At 63.8% G+C, this 24,151-nt stretch carries 20 protein-coding genes and 2 tRNA genes; 6 read left to right on the forward strand and 16 right to left on the reverse strand.

The genetic code is table 11. The annotated features are described in order from the left end of the window. Positions 1-63 precede the first annotated feature (63 nt). From pgi to LT948_RS07180, 6 genes are all read left to right on the forward strand, one after another. The gene (pgi, locus tag LT948_RS07155; protein WP_003100194.1) at positions 64-1,728 is read left to right on the forward strand and encodes a glucose-6-phosphate isomerase; all 1,665 of its coding nucleotides are present in this window, start codon (positions 64-66) and stop codon (positions 1,726-1,728) included. A gap of 193 nt (positions 1,729-1,921) precedes the next feature. Beyond that, complete coding sequence (acs, locus tag LT948_RS07160) at positions 1,922-3,859, forward strand: acetate--CoA ligase (RefSeq protein WP_003161366.1); 1,938 nt, start codon at positions 1,922-1,924, stop codon at positions 3,857-3,859. A 97-nt stretch (positions 3,860-3,956) separates the two neighbouring features. Beyond that, positions 3,957-4,838, forward strand: a complete 882-nt coding sequence (locus tag LT948_RS07165) for an oxygenase MpaB family protein (RefSeq protein WP_003109315.1) — start codon at positions 3,957-3,959, stop codon at positions 4,836-4,838. Between the two features lie 124 nt (positions 4,839-4,962). Further along, on the forward strand, positions 4,963-8,232 hold the full coding sequence (locus tag LT948_RS07170) for a DUF748 domain-containing protein (protein ID WP_033995256.1): 3,270 nt from the start codon (positions 4,963-4,965) through the stop codon (positions 8,230-8,232). Between the two features lie 4 nt (positions 8,233-8,236). Beyond that, a complete protein-coding gene (locus LT948_RS07175) occupies positions 8,237-8,530 on the forward strand; it encodes a DUF2845 domain-containing protein (RefSeq protein ID WP_003100541.1) in 294 nt (97 codons plus the stop codon). After that, positions 8,527-8,841 (forward strand): DUF2845 domain-containing protein, encoded by a 315-nt coding sequence (locus LT948_RS07180; RefSeq protein WP_003095173.1) that lies wholly within the window; start codon positions 8,527-8,529, stop codon positions 8,839-8,841. Before LT948_RS07175 ends, LT948_RS07180 begins: the two co-directional genes overlap by 4 nt. 63 nt (positions 8,842-8,904) lie before the next feature. Here LT948_RS07180 and LT948_RS07185 read toward each other — a convergent pair whose 3' ends face one another. The 16 genes from LT948_RS07185 to ftsH form a co-directional block, all read right to left on the reverse strand. After that, positions 8,905-9,102, reverse strand: a complete 198-nt coding sequence (locus LT948_RS07185) for a CsbD family protein (protein WP_003095174.1) — start codon at positions 9,100-9,102, stop codon at positions 8,905-8,907. 49 nt (positions 9,103-9,151) lie between these two features. Next, positions 9,152-9,496 carry a BON domain-containing protein gene (locus LT948_RS07190; protein WP_003095177.1) on the reverse strand — a complete coding sequence of 115 codons (345 nt, stop codon included), beginning with the start codon at positions 9,494-9,496 and terminating at the stop codon, positions 9,152-9,154. A 272-nt stretch (positions 9,497-9,768) separates the two neighbouring features. Next, positions 9,769-11,874, reverse strand: coding sequence for a polyribonucleotide nucleotidyltransferase (pnp, locus tag LT948_RS07195; RefSeq protein WP_003095181.1), 2,106 nt, complete (start codon positions 11,872-11,874; stop codon positions 9,769-9,771). Between the two features lie 173 nt (positions 11,875-12,047). After that, positions 12,048-12,317, reverse strand: a complete 270-nt coding sequence (rpsO, locus tag LT948_RS07200; protein WP_003095184.1) for a 30S ribosomal protein S15 — start codon at positions 12,315-12,317, stop codon at positions 12,048-12,050. 95 nt (positions 12,318-12,412) lie between these two features. After that, the gene (gene truB / locus LT948_RS07205) at positions 12,413-13,327 is read right to left on the reverse strand and encodes a tRNA pseudouridine(55) synthase TruB (RefSeq protein ID WP_003100522.1); all 915 of its coding nucleotides are present in this window, start codon (positions 13,325-13,327) and stop codon (positions 12,413-12,415) included. A 2-nt stretch (positions 13,328-13,329) separates the two neighbouring features. Beyond that, complete coding sequence (gene rbfA / locus LT948_RS07210; RefSeq protein WP_003095188.1) at positions 13,330-13,719, reverse strand: 30S ribosome-binding factor RbfA; 390 nt, start codon at positions 13,717-13,719, stop codon at positions 13,330-13,332. A 102-nt stretch (positions 13,720-13,821) separates the two neighbouring features. Next, positions 13,822-16,344 carry a translation initiation factor IF-2 gene (infB, locus tag LT948_RS07215; protein ID WP_003100517.1) on the reverse strand — a complete coding sequence of 841 codons (2,523 nt, stop codon included), beginning with the start codon at positions 16,342-16,344 and terminating at the stop codon, positions 13,822-13,824. A 27-nt stretch (positions 16,345-16,371) separates the two neighbouring features. After that, positions 16,372-17,853, reverse strand: coding sequence for a transcription termination factor NusA (gene nusA, locus LT948_RS07220; protein ID WP_003095192.1), 1,482 nt, complete (start codon positions 17,851-17,853; stop codon positions 16,372-16,374). Between the two features lie 44 nt (positions 17,854-17,897). Then, positions 17,898-18,356 carry a ribosome maturation factor RimP gene (gene rimP, locus LT948_RS07225; RefSeq protein ID WP_003095193.1) on the reverse strand — a complete coding sequence of 153 codons (459 nt, stop codon included), beginning with the start codon at positions 18,354-18,356 and terminating at the stop codon, positions 17,898-17,900. Between the two features lie 126 nt (positions 18,357-18,482). Beyond that, positions 18,483-18,559 (reverse strand) — tRNA-Met (locus LT948_RS07230). A gap of 90 nt (positions 18,560-18,649) precedes the next feature. Next, positions 18,650-18,735: transfer RNA gene (locus LT948_RS07235), tRNA-Leu, on the reverse strand. 13 nt (positions 18,736-18,748) lie between these two features. Further along, positions 18,749-19,138: a preprotein translocase subunit SecG gene (gene secG, locus LT948_RS07240; RefSeq protein WP_003095194.1), complete on the reverse strand. Its 390-nt coding sequence runs from the start codon at positions 19,136-19,138 to the stop codon at positions 18,749-18,751. Between the two features lie 2 nt (positions 19,139-19,140). Continuing rightward, positions 19,141-19,896, reverse strand: a complete 756-nt coding sequence (tpiA, locus tag LT948_RS07245; protein ID WP_003100513.1) for a triose-phosphate isomerase — start codon at positions 19,894-19,896, stop codon at positions 19,141-19,143. A gap of 65 nt (positions 19,897-19,961) precedes the next feature. After that, positions 19,962-21,299, reverse strand: coding sequence for a phosphoglucosamine mutase (glmM, locus tag LT948_RS07250; RefSeq protein WP_003095196.1), 1,338 nt, complete (start codon positions 21,297-21,299; stop codon positions 19,962-19,964). A gap of 16 nt (positions 21,300-21,315) precedes the next feature. After that, positions 21,316-22,167 carry a dihydropteroate synthase gene (folP, locus tag LT948_RS07255; protein ID WP_003113907.1) on the reverse strand — a complete coding sequence of 284 codons (852 nt, stop codon included), beginning with the start codon at positions 22,165-22,167 and terminating at the stop codon, positions 21,316-21,318. Between the two features lie 9 nt (positions 22,168-22,176). Further along, on the reverse strand, positions 22,177-24,096 hold the full coding sequence (gene ftsH / locus LT948_RS07260; protein WP_003095200.1) for an ATP-dependent zinc metalloprotease FtsH: 1,920 nt from the start codon (positions 24,094-24,096) through the stop codon (positions 22,177-22,179). Positions 24,097-24,151: the final 55 nt, after the last annotated feature.

Genomic DNA, 24,151 nt, shown 5'->3' on the forward strand with positions numbered 1-24,151 from the left:
TTTCATCCGGGCTTTTTCATGTTCAAATAAGTGCGCCATCGAATTCCAACCAGAAGGTCAGCCATGAAGCACCACCTCACTCCGCTGGATGCCACGCAACTCGACAGTTGGCGCGCCCTGGCCGCCCATCGCCAGGAACTGCAGGACTTCAGGATGCGCCAGGCGTTCATCGACGATCCGGAGCGCTTCAAGCGGTTTTCCTTCAGCGCCTGTGGGCTGTTCCTCGACTTCTCGAAGAACCTGATTCGCCAGGACACCATCGACCTGCTGGTGAAGCTGGCCGAGGAGGCACGGCTGAGCGACGCGATCAGGGCGATGTTCGACGGCGAGGCGATCAATGCCTCCGAACGCCGGCCGGTACTGCATACCGCGCTGCGTCGACCGATCGGCGACAAGGTGTTGGTCGATGGCGTCGACGTGATGCCGGAAGTCCACCGCGTCCTGCACCAGATGACCGAGCTGGTAGGCTACGTGCACAACGGCCTGTGGCGCGGCTATACCGAAAAGCCGATCACCGACGTGGTGAACATCGGCATCGGCGGCTCCTTCCTCGGCCCGCAACTGGTATCCGAAGCCTTGCTGCCGTTCGCCCAGAAAGGCGTGCGCTGCCACTACCTGGCGAACATCGACGGTAGCGAGTTCCATGAACTGGCCAGCCGCCTGAACGCCGAGACCACCCTGTTCATCGTTTCCTCCAAGTCCTTCGGGACCCTGGAAACCCTGAAGAACGCCCAGGCCGCACGCGCCTGGTACCTGGCCCAGGGCGGCACCGAGGAAGAGCTTTACCGCCATTTCATCGCCGTCTCCAGCAACAAGGAAGCCGCGATCGCCTTCGGCATCCGCGAGGAAAACATCTTCCCCATGTGGGACTGGGTCGGCGGCCGCTACTCGCTGTGGTCGGCCATCGGCCTGCCGATCGCCATGTCCATCGGCATCTCCAACTTCAAGGAACTGCTGTCCGGTGCCTACAACATGGACCAGCACTTCCAGACCGCGCCGTTCGAACGCAACATCCCGGTGCTGCTCGGCCTGCTCGGCGTCTGGTACGGCGACTTCTGGGGCGCGAACAGCCACGCGATCCTGCCCTACGACTACTATCTGCGGAATATCACCGACCACCTGCAACAACTGGACATGGAATCCAACGGCAAGAGCGTGCGCCAGGACGGCACGCCGGTCACCAGCGGCACCGGGCCGGTGATCTGGGGTGGTGTCGGCTGCAACGGCCAGCACGCCTACCATCAGTTGCTGCACCAGGGCACCCAGTTGATCCCGGCGGACTTCATCGTCCCGGTGAGCAGCTACAACCCGGTGGCCGACCATCACCAGTGGCTGTACGCCAACTGCCTGTCGCAGAGCCAGGCGCTGATGCTCGGCAAGAGCCGCGAGGAGGCCGAGGCCGAACTGCGCGCCAAGGGCCTGCCGGAAGCCGAAGTGCAGCGCCTGGCGCCGCACAAGGTGATCCCGGGCAACCGACCGAGCAACACCCTGGTGGTCGAGCGCATCAGCGCCCGCCGCCTCGGCGCGCTGATCGCCATGTACGAGCACAAGGTCTACGTACAGAGCATCCTCTGGGGCATCAACGCCTTCGACCAATGGGGCGTGGAGCTTGGCAAGGAACTCGGCAAGGGTGTCTATTCGCGCCTGGTCGGCAGCGAGGAAACCCCGGCCGAGGACGCCTCGACCCAAGGCCTGATCGACTTCTTCCGCGGCCGCCATCGCGGCTGATCCGCCTCTCCCCAAAGCCCGGCCCTAGGCCGGGCTTTTTCATTCCGCCCTGCGATTGACCCCGGCGCCTTCCCCGCTCGCGCCTTTGGCACTTGAACATGGCACTCGCCTGGCCCACCCTTGGTCGAACCTGAAGAGGGGCCGCGTGCGGTCTCTCGACACCTTGCGGAGCAGAAAAACAAAGGAAACCGCCATGTTCGAGATCAGCGTCCACCCGGTGCCGGACGCCGTCCGCCAGCGTGCCTACCTGAACGACGACGACTACCAGCGCCTGTACCGCCAATCCGTCGAGAACCCCGAAGAGTTCTGGGGCGAGCAGGCCAAGGCCTTCCTCGATTGGTTCAAGCCCTGGCACAGCGTCCACCACGGCGACCTGAGGAAAGGCCAGGCCACCTGGTTCAAGGGCGGCCAGTTGAACGTCGCCTACAACTGCATCGACCGCCACCTGGAACGCCGCGGCGAACAGATCGCGATCGTCTGGGAAGGCGACAACCCCAGCGAATCCGCGCACATCACCTACCGCAAGCTGCACCACAACGTCTGCCGCCTGGCTAACGTGCTGAAGAGCCGCGGCGTGGAAAAGGGCGACCGGGTCTGCATCTACATGCCGATGATTCCCGAGGCCGCCTACGCCATGCTCGCCTGCGCCCGCATCGGGGCGGTGCACTCGGTGGTGTTCGGCGGCTTCTCGCCGGACTCGCTGCGCGACCGCATCCTCGATGCCGACTGCCGCACCGTGATCACCGCCGACGAGGGCGTGCGCGGCGGCAAGTACATCCCGCTGAAGCAGAATGTGGAAAAGGCGCTGAAGGACTGCCCGGACGTCTCCACCGTGGTGGTGGTCGAGCGCACCCAGGGCGACATACCCTGGGTCGAAGGCCGCGACATCTGGTACCACGAGGCGCTCCACGCGGCCTCAGCCGACTGCCCGGCGGAAGCGATGGACGCCGAGGACCCGCTGTTCATCCTCTATACCTCCGGCAGCACCGGCAAGCCGAAGGGCGTGTTGCACACCACCGGGGGCTACCTGCTCGGCGCGGCGATGACCCACAAGTACGTGTTCGACTACCACGATGGCGACGTCTACTGGTGCACCGCCGACGTCGGCTGGGTCACCGGACACAGCTATATCGTCTACGGCCCGCTGGCCAACGGCGCCACCACCCTCATGTTCGAGGGCGTGCCCAACTACCCGGACGCCTCACGCTTCTGGCAGGTGATCGACAAGCACCAGGTGAATATCTTCTACACCGCGCCGACCGCGATCCGCGCGCTGATGCGCGAAGGCGACGCCCCGGTCCGCCAGACCTCGCGCAGCAGCCTGCGCCTGCTCGGCTCGGTGGGCGAGCCGATCAACCCGGAGGCTTGGGAGTGGTACTACCAGGTGGTCGGCGAGAAGCGCTGCCCCATCGTCGATACCTGGTGGCAGACCGAGACCGGCAGCATCCTGATCACCCCGTTGCCCGGCGCCACTGCGCTGAAGCCAGGCTCGGCGACCCGCCCGTTCTTCGGCGTGCAACCCGTGCTGCTCGACGAGAAAGGCAAGGAAATCGACGGCGCGGGCAGCGGCGTACTGGCGATCAAGGCCAGTTGGCCGAGTCAGATCCGCAGCGTCTACGGCGACCACCAGCGGATGATCGACACCTACTTCAAGCCCTACCCCGGGTATTACTTCAGCGGCGACGGCGCGCGCCGCGACGAGGACGGCTACTACTGGATCACCGGCCGGGTCGACGACGTGATCAATGTCTCCGGACACCGGATCGGCACCGCCGAGGTCGAGAGCGCGCTGGTCCTGCACGATGCGGTGGCCGAGGCGGCGGTGGTCGGCTGCCCGCATGACGTGAAGGGCCAGGCCATCTACGCGTTCGTCACCCTGATGGCCGGCAGTCAGCCCAGCGAGGCGCTGCAACAGGAATTGCTGGCCTTGGTCGGCAAGGAGATCGGCAGCTTCGCCAAGCCGGATCACCTGCAATGGGCGCCCAGCCTGCCGAAGACCCGCTCCGGCAAGATCATGCGGCGTATCCTGCGCAAGATCGCCTGCAACGAGCTGGACAGTCTCGGCGATACCTCGACCCTGGCCGATCCGGGAGTGGTGCAGGGGTTGATCGACAACCGCCTCAACCGCTGACCCGCGCAACCGTCCCGCCGCCCTGCGGCGCGGGACGGTTCCAGTCGCTCCGGCGCCTGGGTTAAGCTCGTGCCTGCCCCGTCGTAGCGAGCCCCCCATGGAAAGCGTCCGTCGCCATATCGAAAGCCAGGTGCTGAGCCTTACCGGGCTCGCCGTCGGCGGTGTCGACTTCGAATCGCCGAAAGGCGATCCGGGCCTGTTCGGCCCCGACGCCGCCTGCTGGAAGGTCCACGGCGACTTCAGCAGCATGATGATCGGCGGCATCGGCGCGCTGCTCCTGCAGATGCTCCATCCGCTGGCCCTGGCGGGGGTGTGGGACCACTCCAATTTCCGCGACGACCTGCTCGGGCGCCTGCGTCGTACCGGTCAGTTCATCTCGGCCACCACCTACGGCCCGCTGGCCGATGCCGAGCGACTGATCGAGCGGGTCCGGCGCATCCACGAAAGCGTCATCGGCCAGTTGCCCGACGGCACGCCCTATTCCGCCAGCGACCCGGATCTGCTGACCTGGGTGCATGTCGCCGAGGTCAGCAGCTTTCTCAAGTCCTACCTGCGCTATCTCAATCCCGACCTGCCGGGCAGCGAGCAGGACCGTTACTACTCGGAAATCGCCCTGGTCGCCGAACGCCTCGGCGCCCGCGCGGTGCCGCGCGACCGCGAGCAGATCGCCGCCTACCTGGAGGCCATGCGTCCGCGGCTGCGTTGCGACGAACGCACCCGTGAAGTGGTGCGGATTCTCTTCAACGCGCCGGCGCCCAGCACCCTGGCCAGGCCGTTCGGCGCGCTGATGCTGCGCGCAGGCGCCGAGCTGTTACCGGAATGGGCCGGATCGATGCTCGACCTCCCGTTCAGTCCGCTGCAACGCCGCCTGATCCGCGGCAGCGTCAGGCGCAGCGTACCCCTGCTGCGCTGGGCGGTGCGCAACGCTTCGATGCATCGAGCCTGCCGGCGCATGGGGCTGCCGCCGGTGAGTCACTGAACTTTCGTGCCGTGACAGCAAGAATACCCGTCCAAAGGCTCTGAAACGGCGCGAATCACGGTCGGAACCTTGAGGCCGTGCCATACTCCAACGCACCGCTTAGAACGGAAAACGAAAGAGAGCCATGCCCAAAGGACTGAAACGCGCTGTCAGCGCCCTGCTGATCACCTTCCTCGTCTATTGCCTGCTGGGCTTCCTGCTCATACCCGGCATCGGGCTGCGCGTCGCCAACCAGCAACTGGCGCAATACGCCACCGTCCCCGCACGTCTCGAACGTATCGAATTCAACCCCTTCAGCCTGGAATTGACCCTCTGGGGTCTGCGCCTGGGCGAGGAGAAGAACCCCCAGCTGGCCTTCCGCCGGCTGTACGCCAACCTGCAGCTGGACAGCCTGTGGAAACGCCAGCTGCACCTGGCCGACGTCGAGCTGGAAGGTCCGCATACCGAACTGCTGTTCGACGAGAAGGGCCAGCTCAACCTGGCCAGCCTGTTCAGGATCCCGCCGAGCGAATCGCCCGAGCCTGAACAGCCGAGCGACCCGTTCCCGCTGCGCATCGACCGCATCCAACTGGCCGAGGGCAGCCTGCACTTCCAGGACCTGCGACCGAGCGAGCCGGTGGACTTCAGCTTCGATCCGCTGGGCTTCGAGCTGCACAACCTCAGCACCCTGCCCGACGACGGCGCGAAGATGACCCTGGTCGCCACCGGCCCGAACGGCGGCCGCCTCGACTGGGAAGGCGACCTGACCCTGGTGCCGATCACGTCCAGGGGCCACCTGAGCGTCAAGGATATCCAGCTCAAGGCCTGGTGGCCCTATGTCCGCGACAATGCCCCGCTGGTGCTGGAGAACGGCGTGGTCAGCCTCTCCAGCGACTATCGCCTGGACCTGTCCAAGGACACCCAGCTGCTGCTCGACAAGGCCGCGCTGAAACTCGCCGACTTCAGCATCAATTCGCCCCAGGGCAAGCCGCTGGCCAAGCTCGCCAGCCTCGACGTGGCCGCTACCACCCTGGACCTGGCCAAGCAGGAAGTGGTGCTCGGCGAAGTCCGCAGCCAGGGCCTGGAGGCCTGGGCCGCGCGCGAGAAGGACGGCCAGCTAGACTGGCAGAAACTGTTCGCCGACTTCACTCCGCCGCCACGCAAGGCGCCTGTGCCCAAGCCGGCGGAAAACACCGATCCCGCCGCAGCCCCGGCCGACGCGGCGCAGACCACCCGCGAACCGGCAACCGACGGTGCCGCCAAGGCAGCCGCGATAGCCTCGGGCGACGCGGGCAAGGACAGGCCTGCGGAGAAGGACGCCAGCGTCGCCGAGACGGAAAGGGCAACGGACGACAAAGAGTCCGCCAAGGCCGCGGAAGGCGGCGCTGCCGATAAAGTAGCCAAGCAAGAGACGAGCGAAGCTCCGAAGACCGGCAAGGCAACCGGGCAGGAAACGGCCAAGACTGCGGAGATCGACAAGGCGGCCAACGACAAGCCGCAACAGCTCGCCGGCACTGCAAAGACGCCTCCGCCGGAAAGTACGAAAGCCGCCGCGGTGACGCCCGCCAAGCCCTGGCACATCGTCCTGCGCGACGCCCAGCTGCGCGGCTACAAGGCGCACCTGGTGGATCGCCAGCCGGCCACCGAGGTCCCGCTGGAAGTCGGCCCGCTGGACCTCGACCTGCAGAACGTCGACAGCCTCGGCAAGACCCCCTTCGACCTCAAGCTCAAGACCGGCCTCGGCAACCGCGGCCAGGTCCAGGCCAGCGGCCAGGTGGTGCTCGACCCGGTCAGCGCCAGGCTCAAGGTCAGTACCCGCGACATCGACCTGCGCGTGGCCCAGGCCTACATCTCGCCGTTCATCCGCCTGGAACTGCGCAGCGGCTTCCTTGGCAGCGAGCTGGCGGTCGACCTGAAGAGCGTCGAGCCGCTGGCCTTCAGCGTCGACGGCAGCGCCGAAGTCAGCCAGTTGCATACCTTGGATACCATCAAGGACCGCGACTTCGTCAAATGGACCAAGCTGACCCTCAACGGCCTCGCCTACCGACACGAGGACAGCCTGTCGATCCAGAGCGTGTCCTTCGAGGAGCCCTACGCCCGCTTCATCATCAACGAAGATCGCAGCACCAACGTCAGCGAGCTGGTCATCCCGCAACCGGCTAGTTCGTCCGGCAAGGCCGCCGCCGAAAGCAAGAACGCGCCGGCGAGCAAGCCGCTGGGCATCCACATCGGCGGCGTACGGATCAACAACGGCTCGGCGAACTTCGCCGACCTGACCCTGATGCCGCCGTTCGGTACCGCCATCCAGCAGCTCAGCGGCGAAGTCGGCACCCTCGACACGCGCAACTCGCAGCCGGCCAAGGTGGACATCAAGGGCAAGGTCGACAAGTACGCACCGGTGACCATCGCCGGCGAACTGGACCCATTCGACCCGCTGAAGAAACTCGACATCACCACCAGCTTCAAGCGCGTCGAGCTGACCACCCTGACGCCCTATTCCGGCAAGTTCGCCGGCTACCGCATCCGTAAGGGGCGACTCAACCTGGACCTGCACTACCAGATCGAACGCAGCCAACTGAAGGCGGAAAACAAGGTCCTGCTGGAAGGCCTGCAACTCGGCGAGAAGGTCGACAGCCCGGATGCTGTGGACCTGCCGGTGAAGCTGGCGGTAGCCCTGCTCAAGGACACCAAGGGCAACATCGATATCCAGTTGCCGGTGGCCGGCGATCTGAACAACCCGGAGTTCAGCGTCATGCCGATCGTCTGGCAGACCCTGCGCAACCTGGTCCTGCGCGCCGTGCAGGCGCCGTTCAAGTTCATCGCCGGCCTCGCCGCCGGCGGCAACGAGGATCTCGGCACGGTACCCTTCGCCGCGGGCAGCGACGAGCTGACGCCGGAAGCCCAGGCCAACCTCGACAAGCTCGCCGATGCGCTCAAGGAGCGGCCGGCGCTGCGCCTGGAAGTGGAAGGCGTGGCCTCCGCCGCGGCTGACGGTCCCTCGATCGGCGCCAAGCGTCTCGAACTGGAATACCAGAACACCTACTACCGCATGCTCCAACGTCGCGGCGACAAGGTCCCGAGCGACGCCAAGCAACTCGAGGTACCGGAGAACATGCAGGCGCCGCTGCTCGAAGGCATCTACCGGACCCGCCTGAAGCAGCAGCCACCGGCCGAGTGGAAGGAACTGGACAGCGACGAACGCACCGCGAAGATGCGTGAAGCGGTGATCGCTTCCTGGGCCAAGAGCCAGGTGCTGCTGCGCCAGATCGGCCAGGCCCGGGCCACCCGGATCAAGGATTACCTGGTGGAGAAAGGCCAGTTGCCGGACGATCGCATCTACTTGATCGACGTCAGTTTCGCCGAAGGCGAAGACAAGGGTAATGTCGACACCCAATTGCACCTGGATAGCGAGTGATACCTTGCACAAGCGATTCGCCGCCCTCGCGGCCCCCCTGCTCTACCTTGCCTGCGCGAGCGCGCAGGCCGACACCATGCGTTGCGGCAGTGCGCTGGTCAGCGTCGGCGACCGGGCCTTCGAAGTACAGCAAAAGTGCGGCGATCCGGATCACCGCGACGACGTCGGCTATACCCTGGGCAGCTACGATCGGCGGGAATTCAAGGTCGAGGAGTGGGTGTACGGCCCGCGCAACGGCGTGACCTACATCCTGACCTTCGAAGCCAACAAGCTGAAACGCATCGAGTTCAAGCGTTGAATCGCTCGCTTCCGCGTACCGGCCTGGTGGCGCTGCTGTCCCTGCTGCCATTGGCACATGCGCAGGCCGATTCGCTGCGTTGCGGCAGCCGCCTGGTCAGCACCGGCGACAGCAGCGCCGACGTTCTTGCGCGCTGCGGCGAGCCACGCAGCCGCGACAGCCTGGGTTATCGCGAGGTCGTCGGGGAATGGGGCAAGCGCTACGAGGTCGAGGTCCAGGAATGGATCTATGGCCCATGGAACGGCATGCTGTATTTCGTCCGTTTCGAGGGCAACCGCCTCAGCGCCATCCAGAGCCGGCGCGGCGACTGAATCCAGCGCCCATGAAAAAGCCCCGCCGGGCAATCTATCCCGGCGGGGCTTCTTTCTACCTACTCACAGGCGGTCGCTGAAGTCGCGAACTTCCTGTTCAGCCCTTTCCTTGGACCAGCCATAGCGTTCCTGCAGCTTGCCGACCAGGTATTCGGCATGTCCGTCGGCAGCCTGGAGATCGTCGTCGGTCAGATCGCCCCAACGCTCCTTGATCTTGCCGGTGAGTTGCTTCCACTTACCTTTGATCACATCGGAATTCATCGGTCTTCCTCCTGGTGACGAGGGAAAAGGGGTCGTTCGGCCCGGGCGCTTACTCGACCGATTTCAGGCCATCGGCGGAAACGGCTTTCACGCCCTTGATGCCCTTGGCGGTCTCGATCGCCAGGTCACGCTCGGCATCGCTCTTCACGTTGCCGGAAAGGGAAACCACACCTTTGTTGGTCTCGACCTTGATATCGACGCCACTGACATTCTTGTTGGCGATCAGGCTGGATTTCACCTTGCTGGTGATCCAGGTATCGGAAACCGCTTCTTCGGTTTTCTGCATAGTGTCGTTGGCCGCCAGGCTGATGGGCTGGGCAGCGAACGCATTGGCCATCGAGAAGCTCAGAGCAGTGGCAGTAGCAGCGGCAATAGCGAGTTTGCTGAATTTCATTGCGGTTTCTCCTATGGATTTCGAAAAACTGCAGCCATTCCTGGCGTCAGTTGCATAGTAGATATCGCAAGCGCTGTGCCAGTTTTCCTCTAAAATAAAATCCTTTAAAAACAATAAGTTAAAAAATAAGCTGGAAGCGAGACGGTTGCAGAATGCCGAATTGGCGATGACAGGGCTTGCAAAATGCAAGGATTCGCCCCCTTCGCCGAGAAGCGTGTCGCGGAAACGAAAACAGGGCCCGAGGGCCCTGTTTTCATCGATCACGACTCGACTTACACGCCGGAAGCTTCGGCGGCAGCCACGTCCTTGATCGACAGCTTAATGCGGCCACGGTTGTCCACGTCGAGCACCAGGACCTTCACTTCCTGGCCTTCCTGCAGCACGTCGGTGACCTTGTCGATGCGCTTGTCGCTGATCTGCGAGATGTGCACCAGGCCGTCCTTGCCCGGCAGGATGTTGACGAAGGCACCGAAGTCGACGATGCGCTCCACCTTGCCGACGTAGATCTTGCCGATCTCGGCTTCCGCGGTGATCGCCAGGACGCGCAGCTTGGCGGCCTCGGCTGCTTCCTTGGTTTCGCCGTAGATCTTCACGCTGCCATCGTCCTCGATGTCGATCGAGGCCTTGGTCTCTTCGCAGATACCACGGATGGTCGCGCCGCCCTTGCCGATGACGTCGCGGATCTTGTCCGAGTCGATCTTCATCTGCAGCATGGTCGGGGCGTTCTCGGACAGCTCGGCGCGCGGCTTGGCGATGACCTGGTTCATCTGGCCGAGGATGTTCAGGCGAGCTTCCAGGGCCTGGCCCAGGGCGATCTCCATGATCTCTTCGGTGATACCGTTGATCTTGATGTCCATCTGCAGGGCGGTGACGCCCTTGTCGGTACCGGCAACCTTGAAGTCCATGTCGCCCAGGTGGTCTTCATCACCGAGGATGTCGGTCAGGACGGCGAACTTCTCGCCTTCCTTGACCAGGCCCATGGCGATACCGGCGACCGGCGCCTTGACCGGCACACCGGCATCCATCAGCGCCAGGGAGGCGCCGCACACGGAGGCCATCGAGCTGGAACCGTTGGACTCGGTGATCTCGGAAACCACGCGAATGGTGTAGGGGAACTCGTCCTGGGTCGGCAGCATGGCAGCGACGCCACGACGGGCCAGACGGCCATGGCCGATTTCACGACGACCCGGGCTGCCCATGCGGCCGCACTCGCCTACCGAGAAGGGCGGGAAGTTGTAGTGCAGCATGAAGGCGTCCTTGCGCTCGCCTTCCAGGGTATCCAGCAACTGGGCATCGCGCGCGGTGCCGAGGGTCGCGACGACCAGGGCCTGGGTTTCGCCACGGGTGAACAGCGCGGAACCGTGGGTCTTGCCGAGCACGCCGACTTCGATGCGCAGCGGACGCACGGTACGGGTGTCACGACCGTCGATACGCGGCTTGCCGTTGACGATGTTCTCGCGAACAGTGCGGTATTCCAGCAGGCCGAATACGTCCTTGACCTCGGAAGCCGGGAACTTGCCCTCTTCCTCGCCGGCGAACAGGGCCACGGCCTGGTCGCGCAGCTCGCCCAGACGGTTGTAGCGGTCCTGCTTGATGGTGATGGTATAGGCCTGGGAGATCGCTTCGCCCAGCTCTGCCTTGATGGCGTTGACCAGCACGGTGTTTTCCGCCGGGGCTTTCCAGTCCCAGGCCGGCTTGCCAGCTTCGGCGGCCAGCTCCTTGACGGCACGGATCACCGCCTGGAACTCGTCGTGGGCGAACAGCACGGCACCGAGCATCTGGTCTTCGGTCAGTTCGTCGGCCTCGGACTCCACCATCAGCACGGCGTCTTCGGTACCGGCCACGACCATGTCGAGGCTGGAACTCTGCAGTTGCTCGTAGGTGGGGTTGAGGATGTAGCCGATTTCCGGATGGAAACCGACGCGGGCGGCGCCGATCGGGCCGGCGAACGGAATGCCGGAGATCGCCAGGGCGGCGGAGGTACCGATCATCGCGGCGATGTCCGGATCGGACTTCTTGTTGGTGGAAACGACGGTGCAGACGACCTGCACTTCATTCATGAAACCTTCGGGGAACAGCGGACGGATCGGACGGTCGATCAGGCGCGAGGTCAGGGTTTCCTTCTCGGAAGGACGTCCTTCACGCTTGAAGAAACCGCCGGGGATACGGCCTGCGGCGTAGGTCTTTTCCTGGTAGTGCACGGACAGCGGGAAGAAGTCGCGGCCTTCGGCCGGCGACTTGGCGCCGACCACGGTGACCAGCACGCTGACGTCGTCCATGGTGACCAGTACGGCGCCGGTGGCCTGGCGAGCGATACGGCCGGTCTCGAGAGTGACGGTCGACTGACCGAACTGGAATTGCTTGGTTACCGGGTTCACGGTGTCTTTACCTTCTATGTTGCCTTGGGGGAAATCGGTGGAATGCCGGGAGTCGGACCCGAATCGATTCCTAGAAAGCGCGAAGCTGGAAGCCCGACGCCGATACCCGCCTCGTGTGCGGGTATCGACGCCAGACTTCCAGCTTCTTGCTTCAAGCTGCCGACCGGCGTCGCTTAGCGACGCAGACCCAGACGGCCGATCAGGGCAGTGTAGCGAGACACGTCTTTGCCCTTCAGGTAGTCCAGCAGCTTACGGCGCTGGTTAACCATACGGATCAGACCACGGCGGGAATGGTGATCCTTGCCGTTGGCCTTGAAGTGATCCTGCAGCTTGTTGATGTTGGCGGACAGCAGGGCTACCTGCACTTCCGGGGAACCGGTGTCGCCTTCAGCTTGCTTGTATTCGTTAACGATCTGCGCTTTTTCTTCAACGCTCAGTGCCATGATGGGCTTCCTCTGAGTGAACAGGCCGGGAATCGCTTCCCGTGTTTTAAAAGGAGGAATGACCGTGCCTGCTGACAGCCACCCTCGTATCGGTCTTATGACCGAATCAGTCGACGCGGGGCGATACGCCCGTCGTCGGTCACTTCACCGATACCGATGAAACGACCTGTGTGATCCTGCACCCGCAGCCAGCCGAACTTCGGCGCTTCCGGGGCCCGCACCGGCTGCCCGTGCAGCCAGTAGTACGCACTGTGCTCGGACAACTGCAATACCGGCCAATGCAACAGGCCGCTGTCTTCCGGCATCAGGAATTGGTCCAGCGCTTCCGGACCACCTTCGGCATGCACGCGTTCGAGCGTCTCGAGGGTGATCGCCTGGGCCAGGGCGAACGGCCCGGCCTGGGTCCGCCGCAGTGCCGCGACGTGCGCGCCGCAGCCCAGGACCTGGCCAAGATCTTCCACCAGCGTACGCACGTAGGTGCCTTTGCTGCAGGAAACGGCCAGGGTCGCACAGGGCGGCTCGAAGGAGAGCAAATCCAGGCGCGTAATAGTAACAGAACGCGCCTCGCGCTCCACTACCTCTCCTGCACGGGCGAGCTTGTACAGCGGCTGTCCGTCTTTCTTCAGCGCCGAGTACATCGGCGGCACCTGCTCTATGTCGCCACGGAAGCGCGGCAGGGCCTGTTCGAGATCGTCCCGACCGACGGTCACGTCCCGCTCGGCGAGCAGTTCGCCCTCGGCGTCGCCGGTGGTGGTGGTGATGCCCATGCGCATCACCGTCTCGTAACCCTTGTCGGCATCGAGAAGATACTGGGAGAACTTGGTCGCCTCGCCGAAGCACAGCGGCAGCACCCCGGTGGCCAGCGGGTCGAGGCTGCCGGTGTGGCCGGCCTTCTCGGCATTGAGCAGCCAGCGGACTTTCTGCAGTGCCTGGTTGGAACTCATGCCGCGAGGCTTGTCGAGCACCAGGATGCCGCTGATGGAGCGGCGGATACGCTTCACCTGGGCCACGCTCAGTCCTCGGTCTCGTCGCCGTGGCGGCGGCCGTCTTCGGCCACCGCACGTTCGATCAGCGCGGACAGCTCGGCGCCGCGGCGGATGCTTTCGTCGTAGTGGAAATGCAGTTGCGGCACGCTGCGCAGCTTCATCGACTTGCCCAGCAACATGCGCAGGTAGCCGGCGGCGTCGTTGAGGATTTCCATGTTCAGGGCGATCTTGCCGGCATCGTCCTGGCCCATGACGGTGATGAACACCTTGGCGTGCGCCACGTCGCGGCTGACCTCGACACCGGTGATGGTGACCAGGCCCAGGCGCGGGTCCTTGATCTCGCGCTGGATCAGTTGAGCCAGTTCGCGTTGCATCTGATCGCCGATACGCTGGGTACGGCTGTAGTCTTTTGCCATTTTTCAACCTGCCTCCAGCGACACCCGGCCACTGGAAAAAAAAGCGACAAACGCCCGGGACAGCTGGAAGCCGGCCCGGGCGCTGTGGTTACGCACTCGCCATCAAAGGCTGCGTGCGACTTCGACCTTCTCGAACACTTCGATCTTGTCGCCGACCTTGACGTCGTTGTAGCTCTTCACGCCGATGCCGCACTCCATGCCGGCACGCACTTCGGCGACGTCGTCCTTGAAGCGACGGAGAGACTCCAGCTCGCCTTCGAAGATGACCACGTCGTCGCGCAGCACGCGGATCGGACGGTTGCGGTGCACCATGCCCTCGGTGACCATGCAGCCGGCGATCGCGCCGAACTTCGGCGAGCGGAACACGTCGCGCACCTCGGCGATGCCCAGGATGTTCTCCCGCAGGTCGCTGCCGAGCATGCCGGTCAGGGCCTTCTTGACGTCCTCGATGATGTCGTAGATCACGTTGTAGTAACGCATATCCAGACCTTCGGCTTCGACGATCTTGCGCGCGCCGGCGTCGGCACGCACGTTGAAGCCGAACAGCACCGCGTTGGAAGCCAGCGCCAGGTTGGCGTCGGACTCGGTGATGCCACCGACGCCGCCACCGACCACGCGGACCTGCACTTCGTCGTTGCCCAGGCCGCTGAGCGAGCCTTGCAGAGCCTCGAGCGAACCGCGCACATCGGCCTTGAGGACGATGTTCAGGGTCTTCTTCTCTTCCTGGCCCATGTTCTCGAAGATGTTTTCCAGCTTGCCGGCATGGGCACGCGCCAGTTTCACCTCACGGAACTTGCCTTGACGGAACAGGGCGACTTCGCGGGCCTTCTTCTCGTCGGCGACCACGGTCATCTCGTCACCGGCATCCGGCGTACCGTCCAGGCCGAGGATCTCGACCGGGATCGACGGGCCGGCTTCCTTGATCGGCTTGCCGTTCTCGTCGAGCATGGCGCGGACACGACCGTAGTTGATACCGACCAGCACCATGTCGCCCTGGCGCAGGGTACCGTCCTGGACCAGCACGGTGGCCACCGGGCCACGTCCCTTGTCCAGGCGCGACTCGACCACCACGCCACGGCCCGGGGCCGACGGAGTGGCTTTCAGTTCGAGCACTTCCGCCTGCAGTAGGACCGCTTCGAGCAGTTCATCGACGCCAGTACCGAGCTTCGCCGAAACCGGGACGAAGGGAGCGTCGCCGCCCCACTCTTCCGGGATCACGTCGAGAGCGGCCAGGCCGTTCTTGATGTTGTCCGGGTTGGCCTCGGGCTTGTCGATCTTGTTCACCGCGACCACGATCGGCACGCCCGCCGCTTTCGCGTGCTGCACGGCTTCCTGGGTCTGCGGCATGACGCCGTCGTCGGCCGCGACCACCAGGATCACGATGTCGGTCGCCTGGGCGCCACGGGCACGCATCGCGGTGAACGCGGCGTGGCCGGGGGTATCCAGGAAGGTCACCATGCCACGCTCGGTTTCGACGTGGTAGGCACCGATATGCTGGGTGATGCCACCGGCCTCGCCCGCGGCGACCTTGGCGCGACGGATGTAGTCGAGCAGCGAGGTCTTGCCATGGTCGACGTGGCCCATGACGGTGACGACCGGCGCGCGGGTGACCGCCTCGCCTTCGAACTTCAGGGACTCGGCCAGTTGTTCTTCCAGCGCGTTCTCGCTGACCAGCTTGACCTTGTGGCCCAGCTCTTCGGCGACCAGTTGGGCGGTCTCCTGGTCCAGGACCTGGTTGATGGTCACCGGGGATCCCATCTTGAACATGAACTTGACGACTTCGGCACCCTTGACCGACATCTGGGCGGCCAACTCGGCTACGGTGATGGTCTCACCGATGTTCACTTCACGCACGATCGGTCCTGTCGGGTTCTGGAACCCGTGCTGGTTGCGCTTCTTCAGCTTCGACTTGCCACCACGACCGCCGCGACGGTAGCCATCGCTTTCCTCGTCGGTGCTGCGTGGAGCCACGCGCGGAGCAGGAACCTTTTCCTTCTCCTTGACCGAGGGACGGTGCTGGGTGTGCTTGCGGTCGCGGCGGTCATCGTCCTCGTCACGCTTGGGCGCGCGGCGCGGCTCTTCCTTCTTGCGTTCTTCCACGGCGGCAGGCTTGGCCACCGGTTCGGCAGCCGCGACATCCGCCACCACGGCAGGCTCGGCACCGGCAGTAGCCGCTGCTTCCTGGGCAGCCTTGGCACGCGCAGCTTCCTCGGCCTTGCGCGCTTCCTCTTCGGCACGCTGGCGGGCAGCGGCCTCTTCGGCCTTCAGACGCTCCGCCTCTTCCGCCGCGCGCTGCTCCTCGAGTTCGCGCTGGCGCTCGGCCTCGATCTCGTCGGGGCTGCGCTTGACATAGGTTTTCTTCTTGCGAACTTCGACGCTCACCGTCTTGCTGCCACCCACTTTCAGCGTGGTAGTGGTCTTGCGTTGCAGGGTGATCTTGCGCGGCTCGCTGGCGCGATCGCCATGGCTGCCTTTCAGGTGGGTCAGCAGGGCTTGTTTCTCGCTATCCGTTACAACTTGTTCGGCACTGGTGTGCGGCAGACCTGCGTCACGCATCTGCAGCAGCAGGCGCTCCACCGGTGTGTCGACCACCTGGGCCAGTTCTTTCACCGTGACTTGCGTCATGCACTTCTCTCCTCAGGCCGCGACTGCTTACTCGAACCAATGGGCCCGGGCGGCCATGATCAACTTGCCGGCACGCTCTTCGTCCATGCCGTCGATGTCGAGCAGATCGTCGATCGATTGCTCGGCCAGATCTTCACGGGTGGTTACGCCACGCAGCGCCAGGTCCAGGGCCAGCTCCTTGCTCATGCCATCGAGGCTGAGCAGGTCTTCTGCCGGTTGTGCGTCGGCGAGCTTCTCTTCGGTCGCAATGGCCTTGGTCAGCAGGCGATCCTTGGCACGGGAGCGCAGCTCGTTGACGATGTCTTCGTCGAAGCCATCGATGCTGAGCATCTCTTCCATCGGTACGTAGGCGATTTCCTCAAGAGTCGTGAAGCCCTCTTCCACCAGTACCTGGGCCAGTTCCTCGTCGACATCCAGCTCGTCGACGAAGCGCTGCAGGATATCCCCGGTCTCGGCCTGTTGCTTGGCCTGGATATCCGCCTCGGTCATCACATTCAGGGTCCAGCCGGTCAACTGGCTGGCCAGACGGACGTTCTGGCCACTGCGGCCGATAGCCTGCGCCAGATTGTCCTCGGCGACGGCGATATCCATGGTATGGGTATCCTCGTCGACGATGATCGCCGCCACCTCGGCCGGAGCCATGGCGTTGATCACGAATTGCGCCGGGTTGTCGTCCCACAGGACGATGTCCACCCGCTCTCCACCGATCTCGCCGGATACCGCCTGGACGCGCGAACCGCGCATGCCGATGCAGGCGCCCTGCGGGTCGATGCGCTTGTCCTTGGAACGAACGGCGATCTTGGCGCGCGAGCCCGGGTCACGGGCGGCGGCCATCACGTCGATCAACTGCTCGGCGATTTCCGGTACTTCGATGCGGAACAGCTCGATCAGCATTTCCGGCGCGGTACGCGACAGGACCAGCTGAGGACCGCGGTTCTCGGTACGGATCTCCTTCAGCAGGGCACGCACGCGGGTGCCAACGCGGAAGGTCTCGCGCGGAATGATCTGGTCGCGGGCCAGCAGCGCCTCGGCGTTGTTGCCGAGATCGACGATGACGTTGTCGCGGGTGACCTTCTTCACGGTACCGGAAATGATCTCGCCGACCTTCTCGCGGTAGGCATCGACCACCTGGGCGCGCTCGGCCTCGCGGACCTTCTGCACGATGACCTGCTTGGCAGTCTGCGCAGCGATGCGGCCGAACTCGATGGATTCGATCTTTTCTTCGATGACCTCGCCGACCTTCGCGCCCGGCTTCTGCTCCTGGACGTCCTCGACGGTGATCTCGGTGGCGGGGTCCTGGTAGTCCTCGTCGGCGACGACGTGCCAACGACGGAAAGTCTCGTAGCTGCCGTTATGACGATTGATCTCGACGCGCAGGTCGACCTCGTCCTCGAAACGTTTCTTGGTGGCGGTCGCCAGAGCCAGCTCCAGCGCCTCGAAAATCACGCCGGCCGGTACGCCCTTTTCGTTGGATACCGACTCAACAACCAGCAGTACTTCTTTGCTCATTGTACGCCTCGCCTTTCAATCCATTGGATCCGCGGATTCGCGTCTCAATCAAAACGGGGAATGATGTTGGCCTTGTCGATCGAATCGATCGGCAGCAGGTACTCGTGATCGTCCACCAGGACCACCACATCCTGCTCCTCCACACCACGGAGAATGCCTTGGTAGTTACGCCGCCCCTCATAGGGCGAACGCAGCCTGATCTTCACTTGCTCGCCGGCATGCTTGGCGAACTGTTCGAGGGTGAACAGCGGCCGATCCATGCCCGGAGAGGACACCTCCAGGGTGTACTCGCCGCTGATCGGGTCTTCGACGTCGAGAATACCGCTGACCTGCCGACTGACGGCTTCACAGTCATCGATGAGGATGCCTTCGGGGCGGTCGATATAGACGCGCAACACCGAATGACGACCCTGGGAAATGAACTCGACGCCCCAGCACTCATAGCCGAGCGCCTCGACCACAGGGGCCAGCAAGGCCTGCAACTGTTCTAGCTTGCTCGACACCTGATCGCCTCGCGTATGTCGTAGAAACAAAAAATGGGCGAAACGCCCATCCCTAAATTGCCACTCGGAACCGTGGCATGGACTGTCCAGCTAACAAAAAGCCCCTAAAAAGGGGCCCTGAAAAACTGGTTGCGGGGGCTGGATTTGAACCAACGACCTTCGGGTTATGAGCCCGACGAGCTACCAGACTGCTCCACCCCGCGTCAAAGCTGGTGCAAGATTATACGACCGACACCCTGGTGGGTCAACCGAACCTTGCGGAGACAAACCCCGCAGGACGGGGCTTGCTTATATGGTACCGAGGAGGGGACTCGAACCCCTACAGCCTATGGCCACTACCACCTCAAGGTAGCGTGTCTACCAATTCCACCACCTCGGCAGAAACCTTTCTCTTACTTCTGTTCAGGAGCCGCCGGTACATCGCCTGCACTTTCCGCAGGCTTGGACTGCTCCTGAAGAACCGGCACATCGTCAGCGGCCGGTGCTTTCTCTTGCTTCTGCTCCAGAACTGCCGGATCCGGCAGCCCGATGTGTTGCAGAGCATCAGACTTTTCTTTAGCGAAGTACGCTAAGCCAAGGCTGGTCAAGAAAAAAACCGCTGCCAGTATACCAGTAATCCGACTCAAAAAGGTAGCGGAACCTTGGCTTCCGAAAACAGTTGCCGAAGCACCTGCACCGAAAGAAGCCCCTGCATCCGCACCCTTGCCATGCTGAACGAGGATCAGGCCAACAAGACCCAATGCCATCAGCAGATGCACGACAATTACGACCTTTTCCAGCATCTTCAGCTTCCCGCGGCACGACAGATCGCGCCGAACTCATCCGCATTGAGGGAGGCTCCACCTACCAGCCCCCCATCGATATCCGGCATGCCGAACAACTCGGCTGCACTTGCCGCCTTTACACTGCCGCCGTAAAGGAGTCGCACACCTTTTGCGACCTCGGCATTTTCCGCTGCCAGTTGCGCGCGGATCGCCGCGTGCACTTCCTGGGCTTGCGCGGGGGACGCGGTCAACCCGGTCCCGATCGCCCAGACCGGCTCGTAAGCCACGACTGCGCGAGCAAAAGCTCCAACACCCAACTCGTCGATCACGCTTCCCAGCTGCCTTGCGACAACCTCCAGCGTCTTGCCCGCCTCGCGCTCCGCCCGGGTTTCCCCGACACACAGCACCGGCACCAGGCCGCACGACTGAGCCGCGGCAAACTTGCGACTCACAACCTCGTCACTCTCGCCGAGAATCAGGCGACGCTCCGAGTGGCCCACAAGGACCATGCTACAACCGACATCCGCCAACTGACTGGGAGCAGTCTCACCGGTCAGCGCGCCTTGCATCGGCTCTACGGCGCTGTTCTGCGCACCTACATCGATCGCCTTGCCGGCCAGGCCCTGGATGACCTGGCTGATGAACAAGCAAGGCGGCATCACAGCTACATCGACTCCGCTCGGCAACGCCAGCTGACGCAAGCCTTTGATCAACTCGGCCACACTGGAATGCGTACCGTGCATTTTCCAGTTACCGGCCACCAAGGGTCGACGCATGCTGTACCTCGCGGGGCAAAGTGGGCGCAGATGTTACTCAACAGTTTCCAGACTGGCAAGCAAAATCAAGCACATACCTCAGAAACAATTTTTGCCAGCTGTTCGGCGTGGGCACGAACGCTAGCTTCCTCGTCGCCCTCGACCATCACCCGGACCAACGGCTCCGTGCCGGATTTGCGCAGCAGGACACGACCGCGCCCGCCCATTTGCTCGGTGACGCGGACGCTGGCCTCCTTCACCGAGGGGTGCTCGAGCGGATCGTTTTCGCCCTTGAAGCGCACATTGATCAGCACCTGGGGGCACTTGCGAATCCCCTGGCGCGCCTCGGCCAGGGTCTGGCCGCGATGCTTGAGCGCCATCAGCACCTGTAGCGCCGCGATGATGGCATCGCCCGTCGTGGTGTTCTGGCAGCAGACGATATGCCCCGAATTCTCCCCTCCCAGCATCCAGTTCCGAGCCAGCAGTTCGGCCATCACATAGCGATCGCCGACCTTCGCCCGCACGAACGGGATATGCAGTTCCTGCAAAGCCAGCTCCAGGCCGAGGTTGCTCATCAGGGTGCCGACCACACCACCTTGCAGCCGCCCGCTTTCCTGCAGGTCGCGCGCGATGAGGAACAGCAGTTCGTCGCCATCCACGACCGCACCGGTATGGTCGACCATCATCACCCGGTCGCCGTCGCCGTCGAAGGCGATGCCGAGGTCGGCATGGTGCTCGACCACCGCAGCCTGCAGGCCATCCAGGTGAGTGGAGCCGCACTTGTCGTTGATGTTCAGGCCATTCGGGCTGGCCGCCAGCACCGTCACTTCCGCGCCCAGTTCCCGGAAGACGCTGGGAGCGATCTTGTAGGTAGCGCCGTTGGCGCAGTCGAGCACGACCTTGAGACCGTTGAAGTCGGTGCTGGTCGGCACGCTGCTCTTGCAGAATTCGATGTAGCGCCCCGCCGCGTCATTGATCCGCGAAACCTTGCCGAGACGGGCGGACTCCACCACGGTCATCGGCGCATCGAGCAGTTCCTCGATCATCAGCTCGACGTCGTCCGGCAGCTTGGTCCCCTGCCCGGAGAAGAACTTGATGCCGTTGTCGTCGTGGGGATTGTGCGAAGCGCTGATCACCACCCCGGCCTCGGCGTGGAAAGTCCGCGTCAGGTAGGCGATGCCGGGGGTAGGCATCGGTCCCAGCAACAGGGTATCGGCGCCGGAAGCGGAGAGCCCGGCCTCGAAGGCCGACTCGAACATGTAACCCGAGCTGCGCGTGTCCTTGCCGATCAGGACCCGGCAGTTGCCCTGCCGGCGGAAGGCCATGCCCACCGCCCAGCCCAGCTTGAGAACGAAGTCCGGAGTAATCGGAAACTCGCCAACACGACCACGGATACCGTCAGTCCCGAAGTATTTTCTGCTCATCTTTTGTCTTCCGTGCTCAATCCGCCATTTCAACGGCGGAGATCATTCGCATCACGTCGACGGTCGCCGCCACGTCATGCACTCGAATTATCCGTGCGCCCTTGGCCAGCGCCAGGGCCGCCAGCGCGAGACTGCCGTAGAGGCGTTCGTCCACCTCCCGCCCCAGTACCTTGCCGATCATGCTCTTGCGCGAAACGCCGACCAACAACGGCAGGCCCAGGCCATGGAGCGCCTGCAGATGCCTGAACAGCACCAGGTTGTGCTCCAGTGTCTTGGCAAAACCGAAACCCGGATCCAGTAACAGCCGCTCGCGGTCGATTCCGGCCGCCACGCAGGCATCCACACGCTCCTGCAGGAACGCGCCGACTTCCGCCACCACATCCTGGTAGGCAGGCGCATCCTGCATGGTCTGCGGTTCTCCGCGCATGTGCATGAGACAGACCGCCAGGCCGCTATCCACCGCAGCATCCAGCGCACCGTCGCGCTGCAGCGAACGGACGTCGTTGATCAGACCCGCTCCGAGACGCGCAGTTTCGCGCATGACCGCAGGCGTGGAGGTATCCACCGAAATCACGACGTCCAGTTCGCGGGCGATGCGTTCGACTACCGGAGCGACCCGCTCCAGCTCCTCCGTCGGAGAAACGCTGCGCGCACCGGGACGGGTCGACTCGCCGCCGACGTCGATGAGCGTTGCGCCTTCCAGCACCATGCGCTCGGCATGCCGCAGGGCATCGTCCAGCCGGTCGTAACGGCCGCCGTCGGAAAAGGAATCGGGGGTGACATTGAGGATGCCCATGACATGTGGGCGGGCCAAATCAAGAACCCGACTGCCGCAAGGCAGTCGGGTCGGGTATTGCGGATTGCTCATTCAGGGCTCTCAGTGCTCGCCGGCCGGCCCACCGATGGGAGGGGTGTTCTCGCGGCGGCCCGACTCTTCCAGGTTGGCCGGCGGGGTGCCGGTACCCGAACCACCCTGCCAGTCACGCGGCTCGCGCGGCACGCGACCGGCCATGATGTCGTCGATCTGGTCGGAGTCGATGGTCTCGTACTTCATCAGTGCGTCGGCCATCATCTCCAGCTTGTCGCGGTTCTCGTCGAGCAGTCGCTTGGCGGTACCGTAGCAGTCGTCGATGATGCGCCGGACTTCCTGGTCGATCATCTTGGCGGTCTCGCCCGACACATTGGCGTGCTGGCTGCCGGCGCTACGGCCGAGGAACACCTCGCCCTCCTCCTCCGCGTACATCAGCGGGCCGAGCTTCTCGGACAGACCCCACTTGGTCACCATGTTCCGCGCCAACTGGGTAGCACGCATGATGTCGTTGGAAGCGCCAGTGGTGACGCCTTCGAAGCCGAGGGTCATCTCTTCCGCGATACGGCCGCCGAACAGCGAGCAGATCTGGCTTTCCAGCGCGCGCTTGGACAGGCTGTAGCGATCTTCCTCGGGGAGGAACATGGTCACGCCCAGGGCGCGTCCGCGCGGAATGATGGACACCTTGTAGACCGGGTCATGCTCCGGCACCAGGCGACCGACGATGGCGTGGCCGGCCTCGTGGTAGGCGGTGTTGCGCTTCTCCTTCTCGGACATGACCATGGTCTTGCGCTCGGCGCCCATCATGATCTTGTCCTTGGCCAGTTCGAACTCACGCATGTCGACGATGCGCTTGTTGGAGCGCGCGGCGAACAGCGAGGCCTCGTTGACCAGGTTGGCCAGGTCGGCGCCGGAGAAACCGGGCGTGCCGCGGGCGATGACGGCAGGATCGACATGGTCGCCCAGCGGCACCTTGCGCATGTGCACCTTGAGGATCTGTTCGCGCCCGCGGATATCCGGCAAGCCGACCACCACCTGGCGGTCGAAGCGGCCCGGACGCAGCAGCGCCGGGTCCAGAACGTCCGGACGGTTGGTGGCAGCGATGACGATGATGCCATCGTTCATCTCGAAGCCATCCATCTCCACCAGCAACTGGTTGAGGGTCTGCTCGCGCTCGTCGTGACCGCCGCCCAGGCCGGCGCCGCGATGGCGGCCGACGGCGTCGATCTCGTCGATGAAGATGATGCACGGCGCGTGCTTCTTGGCCTGGTCGAACATGTCGCGGACACGGGAGGCGCCCACGCCGACGAACATCTCGACGAAGTCGGAACCGGAAATGGTGAAGAACGGCACCTTGGCTTCGCCGGCGATGGCCTTGGCCAGCAGGGTCTTGCCGGTGCCGGGCGGGCCGACCATCAGCACGCCACGCGGGATACGGCCGCCCAGGCGCTGGAACTTGCCCGGATCGCGAAGGAACTCGACCAGCTCGCTGACCTCCTCCTTGGCCTCGTCGCAGCCGGCGACGTCAGCGAAGGTGGTCTTGACCTGGTCCTCGGACAGCAGGCGCGCCTTGCTCTTGCCGAAGCTCATCGGGCCGCCGCGACCGCCGCCGCCGCCCTGCATCTGGCGCATGAAGAACATGAAGACGGCGATGATCACCAGGATCGGGAAGCTGGCGACCAGCAACTGGGTCCAGATGCTCTGCTGTTCGGGCTGCTTGCCCTCGACCACGACGTTGTTGTTGACCAGGTCGCCGATCAGGCCGTTGTCCTGGATCGCCGGGCGGATGGTCTTGAAGGTATCGCCGTCGCTACGCTTGCCGGTGATGACATAGCCATCCACGGTCACTCGCTCGACCTTGCCATCCTTGACCTGCTGGATGAAGTCCGAGTAGTTCAGCGTCTGTGGCTCGCTCGGGCTCGAGAAATTGTTCATCACGGTCACCAGTACCGCCGCGATGATCAGCCACAGAATCAGATTCTTTGCCATGTCGTTCAATTGACTACCCTCTGAAGCCGGCTCCGTCCTGGAAACCGCTTCACAC

The sequence above is a fragment of the Pseudomonas sp. CP-1 genome, from assembly GCF_021213715.1.
Taxonomy (GTDB): Bacteria; Pseudomonadota; Gammaproteobacteria; order Pseudomonadales; family Pseudomonadaceae; genus Pseudomonas; species Pseudomonas aeruginosa.